The organism is Thalassobaculum litoreum DSM 18839 (assembly GCF_900102465.1).
In the GTDB taxonomy this organism is placed as follows: domain Bacteria; phylum Pseudomonadota; class Alphaproteobacteria; order Thalassobaculales; family Thalassobaculaceae; genus Thalassobaculum; species Thalassobaculum litoreum.
In genome coordinates this window covers 501230-520391 of the sequence record NZ_FNBW01000001.1, presented here as the reverse complement: position 1 = coordinate 520391, position 19162 = coordinate 501230, and the positions used below count along the sequence as shown (strand labels likewise).

The following is a 19162-nucleotide window of genomic DNA, read 5'->3' as shown; positions in this document are numbered from 1 at the left end:
ATTTCCCCCTAGGGTAACGCCTGGGGTAACAGATTTGCCCCGTTAGGGACCGTTACCCAGCGTTGCTAACAGTGCCCAACATTGTGTCTTAAAGCAAGGAAATTCAAGGGGAACCGCGTTCCACGACGTTCTGACTTGTTGCGTAGCGTTGCGATATGTCTGGTGACTTTTAATCAGACGGTCACAGGTTCGAACCCTGTCGCGCTCACCAGATCTCCGAACTTTAATCCCCGATCACTCCCTGCGCCTTGCGGCGTCCCCGGCGGGAAGCCGCAGGACTTCGGCACAGGCAAGCTGCTTGCGAGTACTCGCTAATTACCAGACGGTTTTTCCGGTTTTACTTCCATGGGCGAGCCCGGAACGGCTATCCGCTTTTCACGACCTCGCGGGCATCGTATATTGCAGATGCGTGAATCGCGTTTGGGCGTGGGAGTCCGACGATGTTCGACTTTTTGAAGGTCAGCAAAGACAAGAAGAAGCCCATCCGGCCGAAGGTGATGAACACCCCCAAAAAGGCCGAATCCAAGGGTGTCGTAAAAATAGACAAATTTGTCTTTAATATTCGCGATATTAATGACAAGGGGTTTATCCTGGACCCCTACGACAAGGACATCGTGGTTTCCGGCCAGCGGTTCCGGTTCGAGATCGACGCGATGTACAAGGACAAGCAGATCAAGGGGCGGGCCGAGGCGGTCGTCACCAAGATCGTCGACAACGCGCTGGCCGCGGCGTTCCTCACGAAATTCTTCTGAAGCCGTTCGCGCAGTCCGACACCCGACCTGCACTACCCAGGCCCCGTACCGCACACGCCCGGGCCGCGGTCCCCGGTGCCGCTGTCCATTGTCGCCCGCCGCCGATTCGGCCATACTCCTGCAATGAGCGAACGCGACAAGGCCCTCAAGATCCTGCGTGCGGTCCGGCAGAAGATCGATCCGGACGTGCTGGCGCGCGCCCAGAGGGCCGCTCTCGTTCAGATCGGCCAGAAGCCGCCGGAGCCGGAGAACGAGGCCTCGCGCCTGTTCAAGCTGGCACTTGAGAACGGCGGCAAGCGCCGCGTCGAGATCCTGCGCGAGCTCGAGCGCAAATTTCGCCACAAGCTGAACTGATCGCCCAGCCCGGCGACGGACGGTCAGGCATTCGGCCGTTTGGCGAGCACCGCGTCGGCCAGGGCGTCGATTTCGCCGATGTGGTTGTAGATCTGGCTCGACACCCGGACATACAGGCCGCCGGCCAGCGGATTTACCCGGGTCTGGATCCGGTCCTCGCGTAGCAGACGCAGGCGCAGGTCGCGGGCGGTCTCGAATCCGGTGCCGTAGCCGTCCGGCAGGCGGACCATCACCATCGATCCCACCATGCTCTCCGGCTGGCCCATCTCGGTGCCCCAGGCGGCCGACAGCCGGCGTCCCGCCGCCATGGCCAGCGCGTGGTTATGGGTCCGGATCGCCTCCACCCCGAACCGATCGACGAAATCCAGTGCCGCCGGCAGCGACTGCTGAGCCGAGCCGTCGCGGGTGCCGACCCAGTCGAACTCCTCGTGGAAGCCGTTCAGATAGCCGTGGCTGATCACCGCCGGGTGCAGACGATCGATGACCCGCGGCCCGGCCCAAAGGAAGGCGCAACCCTTGGCCGCGAAAAGCCACTTATGGCAGGTGCCCGTGTACCAGTCGGCGCCGAGCGCCTCGATGTCGAGTCCCATCATTCCCGGCGCATGGGCGCCGTCCACCAGCACCAGCGCGCCCGCATCCCTGGCGGCGGCCGTCATCGCCTCGACCGGCAGGGCGAGGGCGGTCGGCGAGGTGACGTGGTCGATAATCGCGAGCCTGGGCTTGCTCTGCGCCAGTGCTGTTTCGAAGGCGGAGAGCGCCTGCTGCGGCGATTCCGCCGGGAAGGGCAGGGTCCACTCGGCAATCTCCGCACCGGTCATGGTGCACACGAAGCGCACGGTATTGCGGACCGCCCCGTAGGTCTGGTCGTTGATCAGGATCCGGTCGCCCGGCTTCAGGTCGAGGGACCGCAGGATCGCGTTCACGGCCTGGGTCGGGTTCTCCACCATGGCGAGGTCGTCGGCCCTTGCCCCCACATAGGGCGCCAGCCGGGCGGCGGCGGCGCGCAGGGCCGGGCGGAACTCGAACTCCATGAACCGGCTGGGCTCGGCCTCCATCCGGTCGCGCCAGTCGCGCTGGGCCTCCAGCACCAGACGCGGCGTCGCCCCGTAGGACCCGTGGTTGAGGTGGAGGGACGCCTCTTCCAGACAGAAGAGCGGGCGGAGATCGGTGCCGAAGGCGGAAGGAGCGGTCGTCATGGCGGGAGTTTGCCGCACAGCGCCGGTGTCCGCCAAGGTCACTTTGTCCCCGGGACAATGAAACCGTGCCTTATTTTGGCCGGACCCTGTCGCTACTTGGCGACGGCAAGAACAGCGGGGCACGGGAGCGGCGATTGTGCCGCGCGGTGGCTTGACGTTATGGTGGACGTCGATATTGCACCGCACACGCAACTTGCCGCGTACCCTGGCGGCGGGGGGCGAGGCTCCCTAGATTATCGTGATCGCCTGTCGGCTTATTCGCGCAGAGGAGGCCGCCACAGATGGCGCCGAGCACCAAGGTCTCATTGTTTTCCCGGTTGCGGACCTATTTCTTTGCCGGCGTCCTGGTCACGGCGCCGATCGGCATAACCCTGTATCTCGCCTGGCTGATCATCGATTTCATCGATAACCGGGTCACCCCGCTGATCCCGGCGCGCTACAACCCCGAGACCTATCTTCCCTTCAGCATCCCGGGCCTCGGCCTGATCGTCGCCGCCGTCGTGCTGACCGTCGTCGGCGCCTTCACCGCGGGACTGGTGGGCCGCTGGCTCGTCAGCCTGTCGGAGCGGCTGATGGCCCGCATGCCGGTGATCCGCAACGTGCACAGCGCGCTGAAGCAGATCCTGGAGACCGTGCTGGCGCAGCAGTCCAAGGCGTTCCGGCAGGTGGTGCTGATCGAGTATCCGCGCCGCGGCATCTGGGCGATCGGGTTCCTGACCGGCGACACGGTCGGGGAGGTGCAGAACCTGACCACCGACGACGTGATGAACGTGTTCCTCCCGACCACGCCGAACCCGACCTCCGGTTTCCTGCTGTTCGTGCCGCGCGAGGACTGTCACGTGCTGTCCATGACCGTCGAGGAGGGGATCAAGATGGTGGTCTCCGGCGGCATCGTCACGCCACCCGACCGCCGGCCGAAGGACGATCGCGAAGTTCCGCGCATCCCCGCTGCCTCGCCAGAGCATCCCGAGGGGCCCACCCGGCAGATCGACGCGGCCTGACATCAATCAAAAAGAACGGCATATCAGGGAGGACAGAGGCACATGACCGACGCGGCCATGGCGGTCTGGGGCGACACCGCGCCCGAAGGCGACGCCGAATTCAGCGAATGGTACCACCGCGAGCACATTCCTGAGCGGGTCGGGATGCCCGGCTGGCGCAACGGCCGACGCTACCGCAAGATCGGGCGCGGCAAGCACAAGTATCTCGCGGTCTACGATGTCGACAGCATGGCCTGTTTCGACGACCCGGCCTATCGCCACGCGCTCGACCATCCGACCGAGTGGACCAGCCGGATGATGGGGCATTTCCGCAATTTCGTGCGCGCCACCAGCCGGGTGCGGTTCTCCAGCGGCGAGGCCCTGGGCTCTGTCATCGCAACGGTGCGCTACGACCCGGGCACTGGGGATGCCGAGGAGATCGCCCGCTGGCTCGCCGGCACCGCGCTGCACGATCTGCGCAACCGCGAGGGCATCACCCGGGTGCAGCACTGGCAGGCGGACATGGGCCGCTCGCTGGCCAAGACCGCCGAGCAGGCGATTCGCGCCGGCAGGGACGGCGAGGCGCCGTTCACCGCCGTCGTCGAAGGGACGGAGCGCGCCTTCGTCGAGGCGGCGCTGGTGGAGGCGGGGATCGTCGAGGGCCTGGCCGACCGTGGCGCCCGGAAGGTGGAGAGCGGGCTGTACAGCATGCTGTTCGCGCTGCACGGCTGACCGCGCACGCGCGTTTCGCCGGCTAACCCGACATTTCCCCCAGTCGCTTGTACAGGTAGGTACGGCTGATCCCGAGCGCTTCGGCGGCGCGTTTCTTGTTGCCGTCGGCGCGGTCCAGCGCCTCGGCGATCAACCGCTCCTCCAGCGCCCGCAGCTGCACCTCCAGGGGCGCCGCCGGGTCGGGATGCGGCTCGTCGCCTACCAGATCCGGCAGGTCCGCCGGCGTCAGCTCATCCCCTTCGCAGAAGATCGCCGCCTTCTGCACCGTGTTGAACAGCTCGCGCACATTGCCGGGCCAGGAATGGGCGGCCAGCAGCGCCATGGCGTCGGCCCGCACCCCCCGGCTGGGCAGGTTGTGGCGCTTCACCGTGCGCGCCAGGAAGGTGCGCACCAGGGCCGGGATATCGGCCGCCCGGTCGCGCAGCGGCGGCAGCCACAGGGTGAGCGCACCGATGCGGAAATACAGGTCGGCGCGGAAATCCTCCGCCTCGATCATCCGCTCCACCGGCCGGTTGGTGGCGGTGACCAGGCGGAAGTCGGCGCTGCGCGAGCGGTGGCCTCCAAGGCGCTCGAACGTGCCTTCCTCCAGTACCCGCAGCACCTTGGCCTGGATGTCGATGCCCATGTCGCCGATCTCGTCGAGGAACAGGGTGCCCTTGTCGGCCAGCTCGAACTTGCCCGACCGGCCGCGCTTGTCGGCCCCGGTGAAGGATCCTGGCTCGTAGCCGAACAGTTCCGCCTCGACCAGGGTGGCGGGCAGGGCGGCGGCGTTCAACACCACCAGGGGCTTGGCGGCCCGGTTCGACTGGCCATGCAGGGCGCGGGCGACCAGCTCCTTGCCGGTGCCGCTCTCGCCGCGAATGAGGACGGAGATGTCGAGCGGAGCGACCCGGGCGATATCGGCCTTCAGCTTCCGGATCGGCGGGCTGTCGCCGATGATCGCCTCCAGATCCGCCGGCCGCGGGCGCATCTCCTCCAGCTCCCGGCGGTAATAGTCGACCTCGGCCCGCAGCTTGGCGATCTCGCGGCCGAACTCCAGCGCCTGATCCGGCCCCTTGAACATGACCTGGCCAATGGCGCCGACGGTCCGGTCGTCCCGGTTGATCGGGAAGCGGCTGACGATGCGGGCGACCCCGTTCATTTCCTGGAGCCGGCCGATCTGGGCGCGGCCGGATTTCGCCACCTCGGGCAGGCGGGTGTTTTCGATCACGTCTTCGGCAGGAAGGCCCAGGCCCTCGCCGCGTTTCATGCCGAAGAACTTCGCATGCACCGGGCTGACCCAGCGCAGCAGCCCCTCGGCATCGACCACGGTGATCGCCTCGTAGGGGTTGGTCAGGAAATGGGCGAGGATCTCGTGGGCGAAATCGACGCTGGCGGCGAAATCCACCACCGGGTCCTCGGCCCCTGCCGGCCAGACCAGATGCAGGGCGACGCCGCTTGCGGTATGGCGCGACAGCACGGACCAGACCGTGTCGCCCAGGTCCACGCTCCAGATCCGGCGGTCCGGATCGGCCGCGGTCAGCGCACGGTCGACAGCATCGGGCAGGCGCGGCCCGTCGGTGAAGACAGGCGTGCCGTCGGCGGCGAGAAGGCGGATGCTGGGCGATGTGTCCATGATGCGAACAGTAGAAAATCGCATTGTCCGCGTCGAGAACAGTTCTTTACACGAATTGGCGGATGTCTGCCGTTTTTCACTGTGGCACGGCCATTGCCCTCTGGAGGGGTGGAGGAAACGCTCATGACCGATCCGAAACTGCCCCTGGACGATCTGCCCCAGGCGCCGAAAGGCGCGCCGTTCGACTTGCTCGAGGGCGTGCGGGTGCTCGACCTGACCACGTCCATCGCCGGGCCATACGCCACGCTGCTGCTGGCGGACTACGGCGCCGATGTTGTGAAGATCGAGCGGCCCGGCAGCGGCGACGACGCCCGCGCCTGGGGCCCGCCGTTCCTGGACGGCGACTCCCTCTGGTTCATGTCGGTTAACCGAAACAAGCGCAGTGTAGCCGTCGACTACACGGCCGATCCGGGCCGCACCCTGTTCGAGAAGCTGGTCTCCGCCGCCGATGTGGTGGTGCTGAACCAGGTACCCCGGGTGCAGGAGAAGCTGAAGACGGATGCCGCCACGCTGCAGGCACTCAATCCCGGCCTGATCGTCGCCTCGGTCACCGGTTTCGGGCTGACCGGGGAACGCAAGGATAAACCCTGCTATGACCTGATCGCCGAGGGCTATTCCGGCGTGATGGACCTGACCGGCGAGCCGGACAGCCCGCCGCAGAAGGTCGGCACCCCCGCCGCCGACCTGCTGGCCGGTCACGATCTGGCGCTCGCCGTCGCCGCCGCCCTGGTGCGCAAGGGCCGCACCGGGCAGGGGGCCGTGGTCGACGTCTCCATGGTCGAGAGCATGACCCGTTTCATGGTGCCGCGCATCGCCAGCTATCTGGGCTCCGGCGAGGTGCCGGCCCGCTCCGGCGCGCGCGACAGCGTGATCGCCATCTACCAGGTCTTCGACACCGCCGACGACCCGATGACCCTGGGTCTCGGCAACGACGCGATCTGGCAGCGCTTCTGGCAGGCGGTGGGCAATCCCAAGCGCGGCGAGGATCCGGCCACCGCTACCAATGCCGGTCGCCGCGAGGTGCGCGCCGAACTGGTCGCCGAGATCCAGGCGATCCTGAAGACCCGGCCTCGCGCCGCGTGGCTGGACCTGTTCGACGCCAACAAGGTGCCCGCCGGTCCGATCCAGCGGGTGGACGAGGTCTGCGCCGATCGCCACCTGTACGAGCGCGGCTTCCTCTATACGATCGCGCGGGAGGGCAAGAGCCCGTCGCCCCAGGTCGGCACCGGCGTGCAGATCGACGGCCGGGCCAATGCGCCGCGCCGCGCCCCGCCGGATCTGGGCGCCCACGAGACCGACATCCGCGCCGACTGGCTCGGCGAGAGCTGACCCCGGCCACCTGAAGAGCACCATCCCAAGGGAAGAGACGCATGTCCACGACGTTCGAGACCATCCTGTACGAGGAAGACGGCCCCATCGGCTGGATCACCATCAACCGGCCGGACGACGGGAACATGTTCACCCCCGTCACCTGTATCGAGATCCGCGACTGCATCGAGGCGATCCGCCGCGAGACCCGGACCCGCGTCGTGGTGCTGACCGGCGCCGGCGAAAAGTTCTTCTGCATCGGCGGCCGCAAGGACGGGATGGAGGACACCAATCTCTATGCCGGCGTGCTGCCGACACTTGAGATGTACGACGCCATCGACAAGCTGCAGAAGCCGGTCATCGCCATGGTGAACGGCTTCGCCGTCGGCGGCGGTAACGTGCTGCATACGGTCTGCGACCTCACCATCGCCAAGGAAAGCGCGGTGTTCCGACAGGTCGGCCCGATGATGGGCAGCTTCGATGCCGGCTACGGCACCTGGTACCTGGAGGACGCCATCGGCAAGAAGCGGGCGAAGGAGATGTGGTACACCAACCGCAAGCTCTCCGCCGCCGAGGCGCTGGACTGGGGCCTGATCAACCGCGTGGTGCCCGACGACAAACTGCGCGAGGAAACCCGCGCCTGGGCCCTGACCATCTCCGAGCGCGGCCCGATGGCGCTGGCCGGCATCAAGCACGCCTTCCTCGCCCGCCACGGCGGTGTCGGCGGCCTGGGCCGCGTCTCCCACGACATGCTGCTGAAGCTGTATCTGAAGACCGAGGAGAGCCAGGAGCTGTCCAAGGCCTTCGGCGAGCGCCGCACGCCCGATCCGGACAAGTTCGGCCACTGAGGGGGCGCCCCATGAGCCGGCTGCTCACCCTGCACGACCCGGCCACCGCCCGGCGGTACTACGAGGCCGGGCTGTGGCACGACGAGACGTTTTACGCCCTGCTGGCCAAGCACGCGGCGGCACGGCCCGACGCCAAGGCGGTGCGGGATTCCGCCCGCCACCTGACCTGGGGACAGCTGAAGGACTGGGTCGACGCCATCGCCGACAGTCTGCACGAGGCGGGCGTGGTCACTGGCGAGCGGGTGGCGCTGTGGGCGTCCAACCGCGTCGAGGTGGTGGCCGCGTTCCTCGCCTGTTCGCGCCAGGGGTATGTCTGCAACCCGTCGCTCCACCGCAACTACACGGTGGAGGAGATCACCGGCCTGCTGCAGCGGGTCGGGGCGACGGCGGCGGTGGTGGAGACCGGCTGGGGAGCCGATACCGACCGGCATGACCCGGTCGCCGCCCTGCAGGGGCTGGAGGCGATGCGCAAGGTCTTCGTCCTGCCGCCGCAGCGCGAAGAGGGCGACCTGCCGAAGATCGGTACCGCGCCGCGCAGTCTTCGCGCACCCGATCCGAACCCGGACAGTGTCTGCTATCTCGCCTTCACCAGCGGCACGACGGGGCGGCCCAAGGGCGTGATGCATTCCGACAATTCGCTGCTGGCCAATTGCCGCGACCTGGTGAAGGACTGGCACCACGACACCTCGACCGTCCTGCTGACCCTGTCTCCGCTCAGCCACCATATCGCCTGGGTGGCGGTGGGCCAGTGGCTGGTCGCCGGCATGGAGTTGATCATCGACGATCCGGCGCCCGGCCGGTCGCGGCTGGACTGGATGGTCGAGACCGGGGCGACCTATGTGATGGGCGTGCCGACCCATGCCATGGACATCCAAGCGGAGCAGGCCCGGCGCGGCATCGAGAAGCTGGGGTCGGTGAACCTGTTCTACATGGCCGGCTCGCCGATCCCGCCGGCGGTGGCGGAGCGCTTCGTGCGCCAGGGCGTGCGGCCGCAGAACATCTACGGCATGACCGAGAACTCCTCGCACCAGTACACCCACCCGGTGGATGACGAGGCGACGATCTGTGCGACCTGCGGGCGCGGCGGGGCGGGCTATGAGGTGCGGATCTTCTCCCAGGAGAACCGGGACGAGGAGGTACCGCCCGGCACCATCGGCGAGATCGGCGGCAAGGGAGCCGCGCTCATGCTCGGCTATTTCGACAACCAGGCCGCCACCGAAGGCTCGTTCAACCGGGACGGCTGGTTCCTGTCCGGTGATCTCGGCGTGCTCGACGGCAACGGCAACCTGTCCATCGTCGGACGCCTGAAGGACGTCGTCATCCGCGGCGGCCACAACATCTTCCCGGCCCGCGTCGAAGACCTGGCGGTGAAGCATCCCAACATCGCCAAGGCGGCGGCGTTTCCGGTGCCGGACGAGCGGCTGGGCGAGAAGCTGGCCCTGGCGATCCTGCCCAGCGGCGAGAGCCCCGATGCCGCCACAGTGCTGAGCCATCTCTACGCGGTGGGCCTGTCGAAATACGACATGCCGGAATACTTCCTGGTGATGGACAGCTTCCCGCTGACCCCCAGCGGCAAGATCCTGAAACGCGAGTTGGCGGAGTGGGCGAAGACCGGACGGATTGCGCCCGAGCCCTGTCGGTTCAAACAGCCCGAAGACGCCTGAGGAGGGCGCCGACATGACCGTGACCCTGGCCCTGTCCGAGGGGATCGCCACCCTAACTATCGACCGTCATAAGGCACTGAATGCGCTTAATTTCAGTCTGATATCGGATATCTCTGAGAAACTGGACGAGGTCAGGGTGTCCGACGCCCGCGGCCTGCTGATCACCGGGGCGGGCGAGAAGGCGTTCTGCGCCGGCGCCGACATCAAGGAGCTGATGGGTCGCGACCTGATGGCCCAGAAGCGCGGGGCCGAGGCGGGACAGGCGACCTTCGCCAAGATCGCCGCCCTGGAGATCCCGTCGCTCGCCCTGATCAACGGCTTCGCCTTCGGCGGCGGGCTGGAGATGGCGCTGGCCTGCACCTTCCGCATGGCGGTGCCGACCGCGAAGATGGGCCTGCCGGAGATCAAGCTCGGCCTGATCCCCGGATATGGCGGGACCCAGCGTTTGCCGCGCCTGATCGGCGAGGGCCGGGCACTGGAGATGATCCTGACCGGCCGTACGGTGGACGCCGAAGAGGCGCTTCGCATCGGTCTGGTGAACCGGCTAACCGAAACCGCGGACTCAGTTGCAGACGCCCAGGGTTTCCTGGGTGAGGTGACCCGCTACGGCCTGCCGGCGATCAGCTTCGCCAAGGAGGCGGTGACCCGCGCCCTGGACCTGCCGATCCACGAGGGGCTGAAGGTGGAGGCGGATCTCTCCACCCTGTCCTTCCGCACCGAGGACGCGGACGAGGGCTTGGCCGCCTTCGTGGAGAAACGCAAACCGACCTTCCAAGATCGATGAGAGGCGACCGCTGATGGCCACCGTACTCGACCGCCTGGACGCCAGCCTCGACCTGCCCAAGGACGAGGCCATGGTGCTGGACAGCGTGCGCCAGCTCGCCGCCGAGAAGATCGCACCGCGCGCCGCGGGTCACGACCGCAACGGCACCTATCCGGCCGACAACATCGCCGAGATGAACGACCTCGGCATGAACGCCATGTTCGTGCCGGAAGCATATGGCGGGCTCGGCCTGTCCTACACGGTCTATCTCGCCTGCGTGCGGGAGATCTCCAAGGCTTGTGCCTCGACCGGCATCATCTGGGCCACCAACTTCCACGGCATGAAACCGGTGATGGACTTCGGCACCGAGGCACAGAAGCAGCGCATCTTGCCGACCATCGCCGCCGGCGGCATCGGCTCGCTCTGCATCACCGAGCCGACGGCCGGCTCTGACGCCACGGGCATGAAGACCCGGATCACGCCGGACGGCAATGAGACCGTCGTCGTCAATGGCGGAAAGACTTTCATCTCCAACGGCAACGTGGCCGACCACCTGCTGGTCTTCGGCAAGTGGAGCGAGATCGACGATCCGCGCAAATCGATCACCGCCTTCGTGGTCGACAAGGACACGCCCGGCCTGGAGGTTCTCCGCAAGGAGGAGAAGATGGGCCACCGGGCCGCCCCGACGGTGGCGCTGTCCTTTGAGGACATGAAGATCCCGCGCGAGAACATCATCGGCGAGCCGGGCGATGGCTTGCGCATCCTGCTGTCCTCGCTGAACAAGTCGCGGCCCAGCGTGGCGGCCCAGGCGCTCGGCATCGCCCGGGCGGCGTTCGAGGACGCCATCGACTACATCAACGACCGCCGCCAGTCGGGCAAGCGGATCGTGGAGTTCCAGGGCATCCAGTTCACCCTGGCCGATCTCGCCACGGATCTGGCGATGTGCGAGGCGTGGCTGTGGAAGGTCGGCCGTATGGTCGACGGCGGGGCGACGGATTTCGGCATCGAGGCCTCGATGCTGAAGATGCGCGGCTCCGACCTCGCCATGCGGATCGCCGACGAGGCGGTGCAGCTCCATGGCGGCTACGGCTACTGCCAGGACTACCGGGTCGAGCGGCTGATGCGGGATGCGAAGATCACCCAGATCTGGGAAGGCACCAACCAGATCCACCGCCAGCTTATTGGCCGCAGCTTCGCGCGCAAGGAGTGACAGCATGACCACCATCCAGACCGTCGGCGTGTGCGGGGCGGGGACCATGGGGGCGGGGATCGCCATCGTGGCGGCCCGCGCCGGCTACCGCACCGTGCTCTACGACACCAACGCCAAGGCGCTGGACCGGGCCAAGGGCCAGACCGAGGCCTTCCTCGCCAAATCGGTGGAGCGCGGCAAGCTCACGCAAGCGCAGGTCGACACCGCCCTGGCCGGCTACAAGACGACCGATACGCTCGACGGGCTCGCCGAGTGCGACATCGTCATCGAGGCGGTGTTCGAGAACCTTGCCGTGAAGCAGGAGCTGTTCGGCAAGCTGAACGACGTCTGCCCGGAACACACGCTGTTCGCCTCGAACACCTCCACACTGTCGATTACCCAGATCGCTTCGGGCTGCGGCCGCGAGGACCGGGTGGTGGGCATGCACTTCTGCCTGCCGGCCCAGCTCATGAAGCTCGTGGAGATGTCGCCGGGGCTGAACACCTCGGACACTTCATTCGCCGCCGCCTGGGCGTTCTGCGAGGCGCTGGGGCAGAAGCCTGTAAAGACCAAGGACGCGCCGGGCTTCATCCTCAACTACTTCCTGGTGCCGTTTAACAACGACGTCATCCGCCTGATCGAGGCCGGCGTGGCCGAACCGGCGGATATCGACCGGGCGATCAAGGCGGGCCTCGGCTACAAGATGGGGCCGTGCGAGCTGCTGGACCTGATCGGGCTCGACACCCAGGTGCTGCTCTGCGACGCGTTCTACGGCGTCACCCACGACCCGCGCTGCGCCGCGCCGCCGCTGCTCCACCGCATGGTCGCCGCGGGGCATCTCGGCCGGAAGTCGGGCCGCGGCTTCTTCTCCTATGACACCGACAAGATGTACGGGGCCTGAGCCATGGTGAGCTATTCGATCGTCGATACCGGCGACAGCCGGTCGTTTCCTGAGGATCATCCCTTCCTGGCCGGGTCCGGCGCGGAGGGCGAGGTCGTCGCCTATATCGGGGCCGGCGCAATTTCCGCCTGGCAGGAGGACCTGTCGCGCACCGCCATCCTGGTCGAACTCCATACCGAGACCCTGGGCGAGGTGACCGGCGAGAGCCGGGGCGAGGAGGGCTCCAACACGATCGGCTTTTCCCGTTTCCGCGTCGGCGACGGGGCACCGTCCGATCTGGTGGAACTGGTGCGCCAGCCCCATACCGATCCGGCCGCCCTGGAGGCCGCCCGCATGGTGCTTGAGGGCGCCGGCTTGCAGGTCTCGGAGTGCTTCGACTTCGCCGGCCGCATCCTCGACCGGCTGATCCGGCCCTATTACAACGAGGCGCTGGCCAAGCTGGACGAGGGACTCGCCACCGCCGACGACATGGATCTGACGGTGAAGCTCGGCCTGGGCTATCCGGAAGGGCCGATCGAGCTGCTGGAACGGACCGGCCTGCATCACCACCACGACGTCACCCAGGCATTGTTCGAGGTCTACGGCACCCGGCACTACGCCCCGGCCCGTCGGGCACGGGTGGCGAAGAAGCGCGCGAAACGGGGGCTGTCCTGATGGCAGGCGCACGCAAACCGCTCGCCGGCGTCCGCGTCATCGACTTCTCCACCCTGCTACCGGGGCCCATGGCGACCCTGATCCTGGCCGAGGCCGGAGCGGAGGTGATCAAGCTTGAGCGCCCCGGCAGTGGCGAGGACATGCGGGCCTACCCGCCGATGGTGACCGAGGACAGCGGGGTCAATTTCGCCCTGCTGAACCGGGGCAAGCGCTCGCTTGCCGTCGACCTGAAGGACCCGGCGGCGGTCGAACAGGTAAAGGCTCTGATCAAGGATGCCGACGTGCTGGTCGAGCAGTTCCGACCCGGCGTCATGGACCGGCTGGGCCTGGGCTACGAGGCGGTCAGGGCTTTGAACCCGGCCCTGGTCTACTGCTCGATCACCGGCTTCGGCCAGACCGGACCGAAGGCCAACCTCGCGGCCCACGACCTGAACTACATGTCGGAGACCGGTATTCTCAATCTCGGGGCCGACAGCCGGGGCGATCCGGTCCTGCCGCCGGTTCTGGTGGCGGATATCGGCGGCGGCACCATGCCGGCGGTGATCTCCATCCTGCTGGCCCTGCGCGAGGCGGAAAAGACGGGAGAGGGCGCGTTCCTCGACGTCGCCATGGCCGACAACCTGTTTGCCTGGGGCTACTGGGCGCTGGGCGAGCGGGCGGCCGGCAAGGGCGATCCGAAGCCGGGCGGCGAGTTGGTCACGGGTGGCACACCCCGCTATCAGGTCTACCGCTGCGCCGACGGCCGCTGGCTCGCCTGCGCGCCGCTGGAGCCGAAGTTCTGGGCCAATTTCTGCGAGGTGATCAACCTCGATCCGGCCCTACGCGACGACTCTATGGACCCTGCGGCGACCATGGCGGAAGTCCGAGCGATCATCGCCTCGCGCACCAGCGCCGATTGGCTTGCGGCGTTCGAGGGCGTGGACGCCTGCGTCACCCTGGTGAAATCGATTTCCGAGGCGGCGGACGACCCGCATTTCCAGCAGCGCGGCCTGTTTGCCGGCGCGATGCAGGCCGGCGGCACGGCCATGACCCCGCTGCCGCCGCCGATCGCCCCGATCTACCGCGATCCCGAGGGCGGGCAGTCGTTCCCGGCCCTCGGCGATGCCAATACCGACCTGATGCCCGATCTGCGAAAGGAATAGATCCATGCGCGCGGTGATGATGGAGGCGTTCGGCGCGCCGGAGACAGCGATGGTCAAGGACCTGCCGTCGCCCGTGCCGGGTCCGGGTCAAGTGGCGATCCGCACCCGGGCGGCGGGGGTGAACTATCCCGACCTGCTGGTGGTGGAAGGCAGGTATCAGCACAAGCCGCCGCTGCCCTTCGTTCCCGGCAAGGAACTGGCGGGAGAGATCACGGCGGTCGGCGCCGGCGTGACCGCCTGGAAGCCGGGCGATCGGGTCATGGCGCAGATGGAATACGGCGCCTTCGCCGAGGAGGTCGTCGCCGGCGTCGACCAGTGTTTCGCCATTCCCGATGCCATGGCCTTCGGCGATGCGGCGGCCATGGGGCTGGTCTATCAAACCGCCTGGTTCGCGCTGCTCGACCGCGGCGGCTTCGTGCCCGGCGAGCGGGTGCTGGTGATGGGCGCCACCGGCGGGGTCGGCATGGCGGCGATCCAACTGGTGAAGGCTCTGGGCGGCACCGCGCTGGCGGGCGTGTCGACCATGTCGAAGGCCGATGCGGCGCGGCAGGCGGGGGCGGATCACATCATCGACCTGTCGGTGGAGAACCTGCGCGACGGGCTGCGCGATCAGGTCCACGCGGTGACCGACGGCCAAGGCGCCGATGTCTGCATCGATCCGCTCGGCGGCGACCCGTTCGATGCGGCGATGCGGGCGCTGGCCTGGTGCGGAAGGATGGTGGTCGTCGGCTTCGCCGCCGGGCGCATTCCGGTGATCAAGGCGAACTATCTGCTGGTGAAGAACATCGCGGTCAGCGGCCTGCAATGGTCCGACTACCGCGACCGCACGCCGGAGCGCATGGCCGAGGCCCAGGCGGAGATCTTCCGCCTGCACGCCGAGGGCAAGCTGTCGGCCAACGTGATGGCGACCTATCCGCTGGAGCGGATGGCCGAGGCCATGGCGGTGATCTCCGACCGCAAGGTGGTGGGGAAGGTCGTGCTGGAGATGTGAACCCTCCAAGACCCAATTCTCACCCGGCTTCCCGGGCCTGACCCGGGACCCGGCCTTCCGCGTGTTGGAGCATTGGATTTGAGATCTCCGGCGCTCCAGCGAGCCCAGTTCTAGAGCGCGATCGGTTCAGATCGAAACGATCTGTGCCGTGAATCGCCCTCTATCCCCTTAAAGATAGAGCACATTCACACGAGCAGATATTTCCATCTGATCGTGATTTTCTCTAGGTCCGGGCGCGGGGCCGGGAAGACGGGGGAGGGGCGACGGTCAGTACCGTCCCAGAAACCGCTCCAACGCCTCCCGAGCGGCGGGTTCTTCCAGGGTCGGGGCATGGCCGATTTCCGGCAGGACAACCACCTCCATCGCCCGGTGCCGGCGCTGCATCTCCGCTGCCGTCTCGGCCGACAGCACGATGGACCTGCCGCCGCGCACCAGCAGGACCGGCACCGCCGTCAGCGCGGCGAACAGGGCCCAGAGGTCCGTGTCCTTAGCCTCGGCGCCGGCCAGCGGCTTCACGATCGCCGGGTCCCAGTCCTGGCGCAGGCTGCCGTCGGGTTCCTCGCGATAGGTGGTCCTGGCGAAGGCGACCCACTCCTCCTCCGTGGTGAAGGACAGGTCAGGCAGGATCCTGCGCATCTCCGCCGCCGCATCGGCCCAGCTCGCCGGCCGGCGCTCTCGACCCATGACCTCGATGAGAAAGTCGCCGCCGCTGTCGGGAATGTCCGGGCCGATGTCGTTCAGCACCACCGCCTCCAGGCAGGTCGGCGCCATCGCCGCCAGCGCCATGGCCATCAGCCCGCCGAAGGAGGTGCCGATCGCCACGACTCTGTGAAGGCCGAGAGCGACCATCACCGCGCGGATGTCGTCGGCCATCGCCGGTGGCGCATAGGCGGCCGGGTCGTCCGCATATTCGGACCGTCCCCGGCCGCGGTAGTCCAGGCTGACCAGACGGCGCGGCGCGATGCGTTCGGCCACATGCACGAAGTCCTTGGTGGTGCGGGCATAGCCGGGCAGGCCCAGCACCGGCACGCGCGGGTCCAGCGGATCCCCCCAGTCGGCGGTGTACAGCCGCGCCCCCGACCGGCTGGTGACGAAGCGCTCCCGGCAGTCGACCATGGGCATCCCGTCAGGCGAGGCAGAGGATGGCGGGCAGGGGCTCCAGCGTCTTCAGCTCGATATCCGGCGAGCCCGGTAGCCGCTCGCGTGCCTGGCCGAAACGGTTGCACCAGACGACCCGGAAGCCGAAGGCGGAAGCCGCCGCCGCGTCCCAGGCGTTGGACGACTGGAAACTGATGGCGCCGGGGGTGGAGACGCCGAGGCCGGCCATGGCGAGCTGGTAGACCCTCGGATCCGGCTTGAACACGCCGAGTTCGTCGACCGACAGGACCGCATCGAGCAGGGCTGTGCAGCCGGTGCTGTCGCACACGCTTTCCAGCATGTCCGGCGACCCGTTGGACAGGATCGCGGTCTTCATCCCCGCGGCCTTCAGCGCCTGCAGCACGCCGATCACCTCCGGATAGGTCTCCAGTGTCCGGTAGCTGTCCATCAGCGCCTGGCGCAGGCCGGTGGGCGGGCCGCCGGGAAAGGCGGTCTCCAGCGCGAAGTCCAGGGCCTCGCCGGTGACCTGCCAGAACGGCACGTAGTGCTCGGCCCCCATCAGGCTGCGCAGCCAGGAATAGGCGAGCTGCTTGCTGCGCCAGGTGTCGGACATGACCTGCGCCGCCTCGACCTCCAGACCGAAATCGTCACGGCATCGAGCGACGGCGGAATGGACATCGAACAGCGTCCCGTAGGCATCGAAGACGCAGGCCTCGATGCCCTCGAACCGTTCGGTCATGGTGTCCCCCTCAGTTTCTTTTCAGCGCTGCCTGTTGCCGGTCCAACAATACGCCGCAGGAATAGACGCACCAGACTTTCTGGGCGCCGGGGGCGAGGGCGGCCATTGCGGTCGTCTGATCGTGATCGTTGGCAAGCCGCTCGCGGTAGACGTGCAGGGCTTCCAGAACCCGCTGCACGTAGTTGCGGGTCTCCGAGAACGGGATGCGCTCGATCCAGTCGATGACGTCGACACTCGGATCGCTCGGGTCGCCATGCGCCCGCACCCAGGCGGCAACCCGGCCCGGGCCGGCGTTATAGGAGGCGATCGCCTTGATGTAGTGGCCGTCGAATCGGTCGACCATCTGCTTCAGGTAGGTGCTGCCGAGGCGCACGTTGTAGTCCGGTCGGGCGATCAGCGAGCCCAGATCGTACTCCAACCCGATGGACTTGGCCGTTGCCTGCGCCGTCGCCGGCATGAGTTGCATCAGGCCGCGGGCGCCGACACGGCTGATGGCGGTGGCCTCGAAGCTGCTCTCCTGGCGGATGATCGCGTGGACGAAGGCCGGCTCCGGACCCTGGGTCGGGATCGGGTCGAGCAGCGGATAGCCCAGCGCCGGCAGGATCATCCGGCCGGTCGCCGCCCGGCGGGCGGTGAAGACCGCCGTGCCGAGTTCGCCGGCCTCCGCGGCTATCTCGGCGATCAGTGCGGAGCGGTCGATATCGTCGCTGGACACGGCCAGATGCCGCAGGAACAGGCGCGCGGTCCCGTCCATGCGCAGACGGAGCAGGGCCCGCGCCGCCTGCACCTCGTCATCGGCGAGGAAGGCCGCCCGGACCGCCGCGTCGGGCGCGGCCGGAACCGGCAGGGAGATCCGCTTCGCACCGATCCGGGCGGCGGCGAGCTGGCCGTAGAACGTGGTCTGGAACGCGGCGCCCCGGGCATACCATTCGCGGGCGGCATCCGGATTGCCCAAAACCTCGGCGGCCCGTCCGGCCCAATAGGCGGCGCGGGCGGAGCTGATCGGGGTGGAGACGTTGCCGTGGAGCTGGGTGAAGTGGCGCAGAGCGTCCGTCGGCCGATCGAGGAACCGCAGGGAAATCCAGCCGGCCAGCCATTCCGCCTCGGCGAACGGCGCGCCGGAGCGCTGGTTGTGGGAGGCGGCAAGCAGATACGCGTCCTCCAGCTTGCCGTCGTCCAGGGCCTCGCGGATGTGCCAGGCCCGTTCGCGCCACCACAGGGCGGCGAATTCCGACGAGGGCGGTGCGGCGAACATCATCTCGCGCGCGCCGATCGCCATGCCGGCCTGCCGGCGCCAGCGCAGGCGCTCGTAATGCAGGCCCGGATCGTCCTGCAGATCCTTCGGCACCCGACGGATCGCGTCGTCCACGCTGGCCTGCTTGAAGCGCAGGCGCAGCCGCGCGTCGGCCAGCTTCCGCCAGCCATCGGGCACATGGTCCATGGCCTGGCGGGCGGCGCCGGAATGACCGCGCCACAGCATCTCGTCCAGGCGCTCGATGTGGTCGATCTGGCGCAGATGCTTGCCGTAGCGGTTCAGGAACAGCGTCTCGTCGCGCTTGCCGAGTTCGATATGGCGCCAGGTCTCGCGCGCCAGGGTCTCCACCGCCGCCGCGTCACCCGTCCGGGCGACGGCCTCCAGGTGGGCCAGGCGGCCCCGGGTCGAGCGGGGCGGGTGCTTGGCGAACCACTCCAACCGGCGCGCCAGGCCGATATCGCTGCCCATCAGCTCCTCGCCGCGTGCGACCAGGGTCGCCTCGTCGGGCCAGCCCGGATGGTCGTGCAGGAAGCGCTCGATCTCGGCGAAGGTCGTCGGCTGGTTGCCGTCGCGTAGCCGGGTCCACTGGAACAGGGCTTCCAGACTCGGATCCCGGTCGCGGCCGCGTACGGCCGCCGCCTCCGCCCAGTCGCCGGATCCGGCGAAGGCGAGGGTGGTGCGCCAGGCGGCATCGGATCGCGACAGTCCCGCCAACCCGTCCGGCCGCGGCATCGGAACCGGCACGGCTCCGGCGGCGACCGGCGCCGCCGATCCGGGGCGTAGCTCCGGCGCCGGCGCGGTGGCGGCGGCCAGCACTGTGCCTGTCCAGGCCAGCGCGGCGACGCCGAAGACGAACGAGAGACCGCGAGCGATCATAGCTCTTCTCCGCACGATCGACGGCGCCCTGCGGGGGGAGGTGGGAGCCGACGTCGAACGACCAAGGTAATGCTGCGGCCGCTAACCGCCAAGCGGGCAAGAAAA

18 protein-coding genes are annotated in these 19162 nt (G+C 67.9%); 13 read left to right on the top strand and 5 right to left on the bottom strand.

Translation table 11 applies throughout. The annotated features are described in order from the left end of the window. Positions 1-440 precede the first annotated feature (440 nt). Both BLS34_RS02400 and BLS34_RS02395 read left to right on the top strand, forming a co-directional pair. Positions 441-752 (top strand): hypothetical protein, encoded by a 312-nt coding sequence (locus BLS34_RS02400; protein WP_028794720.1) that lies wholly within the window; start codon positions 441-443, stop codon positions 750-752. Between the two features lie 123 nt (positions 753-875). Continuing rightward, the gene (locus BLS34_RS02395) at positions 876-1106 is read left to right on the top strand and encodes a hypothetical protein (RefSeq protein WP_028794721.1); all 231 of its coding nucleotides are present in this window, start codon (positions 876-878) and stop codon (positions 1104-1106) included. Between the two features lie 23 nt (positions 1107-1129). On the opposite strand, the gene BLS34_RS02390 is transcribed toward BLS34_RS02395, so the two are convergent. Then, positions 1130-2302: an aminotransferase class V-fold PLP-dependent enzyme gene (locus BLS34_RS02390; RefSeq protein ID WP_028794722.1), complete on the bottom strand. Its 1173-nt coding sequence runs from the start codon at positions 2300-2302 to the stop codon at positions 1130-1132. A gap of 281 nt (positions 2303-2583) precedes the next feature. Between BLS34_RS02390 and BLS34_RS02385 the strand changes: the two genes are divergently transcribed. Together BLS34_RS02385 and BLS34_RS02380 are read left to right on the top strand one after the other, a co-directional pair. Then, complete coding sequence (locus BLS34_RS02385; RefSeq protein WP_051244783.1) at positions 2584-3303, top strand: DUF502 domain-containing protein; 720 nt, start codon at positions 2584-2586, stop codon at positions 3301-3303. A gap of 42 nt (positions 3304-3345) precedes the next feature. After that, entirely contained in the window at positions 3346-4014 is a 669-nt protein-coding gene (locus BLS34_RS02380; RefSeq protein WP_093147851.1) for a DUF4286 family protein, read from the top strand. 22 nt (positions 4015-4036) lie between these two features. On the opposite strand, the gene BLS34_RS02375 is transcribed toward BLS34_RS02380, so the two are convergent. Beyond that, the gene (locus tag BLS34_RS02375) at positions 4037-5629 is read right to left on the bottom strand and encodes a sigma-54 interaction domain-containing protein (RefSeq protein ID WP_175474072.1); all 1593 of its coding nucleotides are present in this window, start codon (positions 5627-5629) and stop codon (positions 4037-4039) included. A 123-nt stretch (positions 5630-5752) separates the two neighbouring features. Between BLS34_RS02375 and BLS34_RS02370 the strand changes: the two genes are divergently transcribed. Genes BLS34_RS02370 through BLS34_RS02330 form a run of 9 tightly spaced genes read left to right on the top strand, consistent with a single transcriptional unit; the run spans position 5753 to position 15089 of the window. Continuing rightward, entirely contained in the window at positions 5753-6958 is a 1206-nt protein-coding gene (locus BLS34_RS02370; protein ID WP_093147847.1) for a CaiB/BaiF CoA transferase family protein, read from the top strand. Between the two features lie 41 nt (positions 6959-6999). Next, a complete protein-coding gene (locus BLS34_RS02365; protein WP_093147845.1) occupies positions 7000-7785 on the top strand; it encodes an enoyl-CoA hydratase-related protein in 786 nt (261 codons plus the stop codon). Between the two features lie 11 nt (positions 7786-7796). Next, the gene (locus tag BLS34_RS02360) at positions 7797-9449 is read left to right on the top strand and encodes a class I adenylate-forming enzyme family protein (protein WP_093147843.1); all 1653 of its coding nucleotides are present in this window, start codon (positions 7797-7799) and stop codon (positions 9447-9449) included. A gap of 13 nt (positions 9450-9462) precedes the next feature. Continuing rightward, positions 9463-10233 carry an enoyl-CoA hydratase/isomerase family protein gene (locus tag BLS34_RS02355; RefSeq protein WP_093147841.1) on the top strand — a complete coding sequence of 257 codons (771 nt, stop codon included), beginning with the start codon at positions 9463-9465 and terminating at the stop codon, positions 10231-10233. Between the two features lie 13 nt (positions 10234-10246). Then, on the top strand, positions 10247-11422 hold the full coding sequence (locus tag BLS34_RS02350; RefSeq protein ID WP_093147840.1) for an acyl-CoA dehydrogenase family protein: 1176 nt from the start codon (positions 10247-10249) through the stop codon (positions 11420-11422). Positions 11423-11426: 4 nt separating this feature from the next. Beyond that, positions 11427-12302 (top strand): 3-hydroxyacyl-CoA dehydrogenase family protein, encoded by an 876-nt coding sequence (locus BLS34_RS02345; RefSeq protein ID WP_093147838.1) that lies wholly within the window; start codon positions 11427-11429, stop codon positions 12300-12302. A gap of 3 nt (positions 12303-12305) precedes the next feature. Then, positions 12306-12956 carry a 3-hydroxyacyl-CoA dehydrogenase family protein gene (locus tag BLS34_RS02340; protein ID WP_215906021.1) on the top strand — a complete coding sequence of 217 codons (651 nt, stop codon included), beginning with the start codon at positions 12306-12308 and terminating at the stop codon, positions 12954-12956. Then, a complete protein-coding gene (locus tag BLS34_RS02335) occupies positions 12956-14098 on the top strand; it encodes a CaiB/BaiF CoA transferase family protein (protein ID WP_093147837.1) in 1143 nt (380 codons plus the stop codon). The genes BLS34_RS02340 and BLS34_RS02335 overlap by 1 nt, the downstream gene beginning before the upstream one ends. A 4-nt stretch (positions 14099-14102) precedes the next feature. Further along, positions 14103-15089 (top strand): NADPH:quinone oxidoreductase family protein, encoded by a 987-nt coding sequence (locus tag BLS34_RS02330; RefSeq protein ID WP_093147835.1) that lies wholly within the window; start codon positions 14103-14105, stop codon positions 15087-15089. A gap of 267 nt (positions 15090-15356) precedes the next feature. On the opposite strand, the gene BLS34_RS02325 is transcribed toward BLS34_RS02330, so the two are convergent. The 3 genes from BLS34_RS02325 to BLS34_RS02315 are packed head-to-tail and all read right to left on the bottom strand — an operon-like array spanning position 15357 to position 19057. Next, a complete protein-coding gene (locus BLS34_RS02325; protein ID WP_051244788.1) occupies positions 15357-16205 on the bottom strand; it encodes an alpha/beta fold hydrolase in 849 nt (282 codons plus the stop codon). Between the two features lie 10 nt (positions 16206-16215). Further along, on the bottom strand, positions 16216-16926 hold the full coding sequence (locus tag BLS34_RS02320; RefSeq protein ID WP_093147834.1) for a haloacid dehalogenase type II: 711 nt from the start codon (positions 16924-16926) through the stop codon (positions 16216-16218). A 10-nt stretch (positions 16927-16936) separates the two neighbouring features. Continuing rightward, the gene (locus tag BLS34_RS02315; RefSeq protein ID WP_093147832.1) at positions 16937-19057 is read right to left on the bottom strand and encodes a lytic transglycosylase domain-containing protein; all 2121 of its coding nucleotides are present in this window, start codon (positions 19055-19057) and stop codon (positions 16937-16939) included. Positions 19058-19162: the final 105 nt, after the last annotated feature.

What these genes read in the sequence shown, in the direction of transcription:
- BLS34_RS02335 (WP_093147837.1), top strand. Translation starts at nt 12,956, where the DNA reads ATGGCAGGCGCACGCAAACCGCTCGCCGGCGTCCGCGTCATCGACTTC.
- BLS34_RS02380 (WP_093147851.1), top strand. Translation starts at nt 3,346, where the DNA reads ATGACCGACGCGGCCATGGCGGTCTGGGGCGACACCGCGCCCGAAGGC.
- BLS34_RS02390 (WP_028794722.1), bottom strand. Translation starts at nt 2,302, where the DNA reads ATGACGACCGCTCCTTCCGCCTTCGGCACCGATCTCCGCCCGCTCTTC.
- BLS34_RS02400 (WP_028794720.1), top strand. Translation starts at nt 441, where the DNA reads ATGTTCGACTTTTTGAAGGTCAGCAAAGACAAGAAGAAGCCCATCCGG.
- BLS34_RS02340 (WP_215906021.1), top strand. Translation starts at nt 12,306, where the DNA reads ATGGTGAGCTATTCGATCGTCGATACCGGCGACAGCCGGTCGTTTCCT.
- BLS34_RS02370 (WP_093147847.1), top strand. Translation starts at nt 5,753, where the DNA reads ATGACCGATCCGAAACTGCCCCTGGACGATCTGCCCCAGGCGCCGAAA.
- BLS34_RS02395 (WP_028794721.1), top strand. Translation starts at nt 876, where the DNA reads ATGAGCGAACGCGACAAGGCCCTCAAGATCCTGCGTGCGGTCCGGCAG.
- BLS34_RS02315 (WP_093147832.1), bottom strand. Translation starts at nt 19,057, where the DNA reads ATGATCGCTCGCGGTCTCTCGTTCGTCTTCGGCGTCGCCGCGCTGGCC.
- BLS34_RS02350 (WP_093147840.1), top strand. Translation starts at nt 10,247, where the DNA reads ATGGCCACCGTACTCGACCGCCTGGACGCCAGCCTCGACCTGCCCAAG.
- BLS34_RS02360 (WP_093147843.1), top strand. Translation starts at nt 7,797, where the DNA reads ATGAGCCGGCTGCTCACCCTGCACGACCCGGCCACCGCCCGGCGGTAC.
- BLS34_RS02330 (WP_093147835.1), top strand. Translation starts at nt 14,103, where the DNA reads ATGCGCGCGGTGATGATGGAGGCGTTCGGCGCGCCGGAGACAGCGATG.
- BLS34_RS02375 (WP_175474072.1), bottom strand. Translation starts at nt 5,629, where the DNA reads ATGGACACATCGCCCAGCATCCGCCTTCTCGCCGCCGACGGCACGCCT.
- BLS34_RS02325 (WP_051244788.1), bottom strand. Translation starts at nt 16,205, where the DNA reads ATGGTCGACTGCCGGGAGCGCTTCGTCACCAGCCGGTCGGGGGCGCGG.
- BLS34_RS02355 (WP_093147841.1), top strand. Translation starts at nt 9,463, where the DNA reads ATGACCGTGACCCTGGCCCTGTCCGAGGGGATCGCCACCCTAACTATC.
- BLS34_RS02320 (WP_093147834.1), bottom strand. Translation starts at nt 16,926, where the DNA reads ATGACCGAACGGTTCGAGGGCATCGAGGCCTGCGTCTTCGATGCCTAC.
- BLS34_RS02365 (WP_093147845.1), top strand. Translation starts at nt 7,000, where the DNA reads ATGTCCACGACGTTCGAGACCATCCTGTACGAGGAAGACGGCCCCATC.
- BLS34_RS02385 (WP_051244783.1), top strand. Translation starts at nt 2,584, where the DNA reads ATGGCGCCGAGCACCAAGGTCTCATTGTTTTCCCGGTTGCGGACCTAT.
- BLS34_RS02345 (WP_093147838.1), top strand. Translation starts at nt 11,427, where the DNA reads ATGACCACCATCCAGACCGTCGGCGTGTGCGGGGCGGGGACCATGGGG.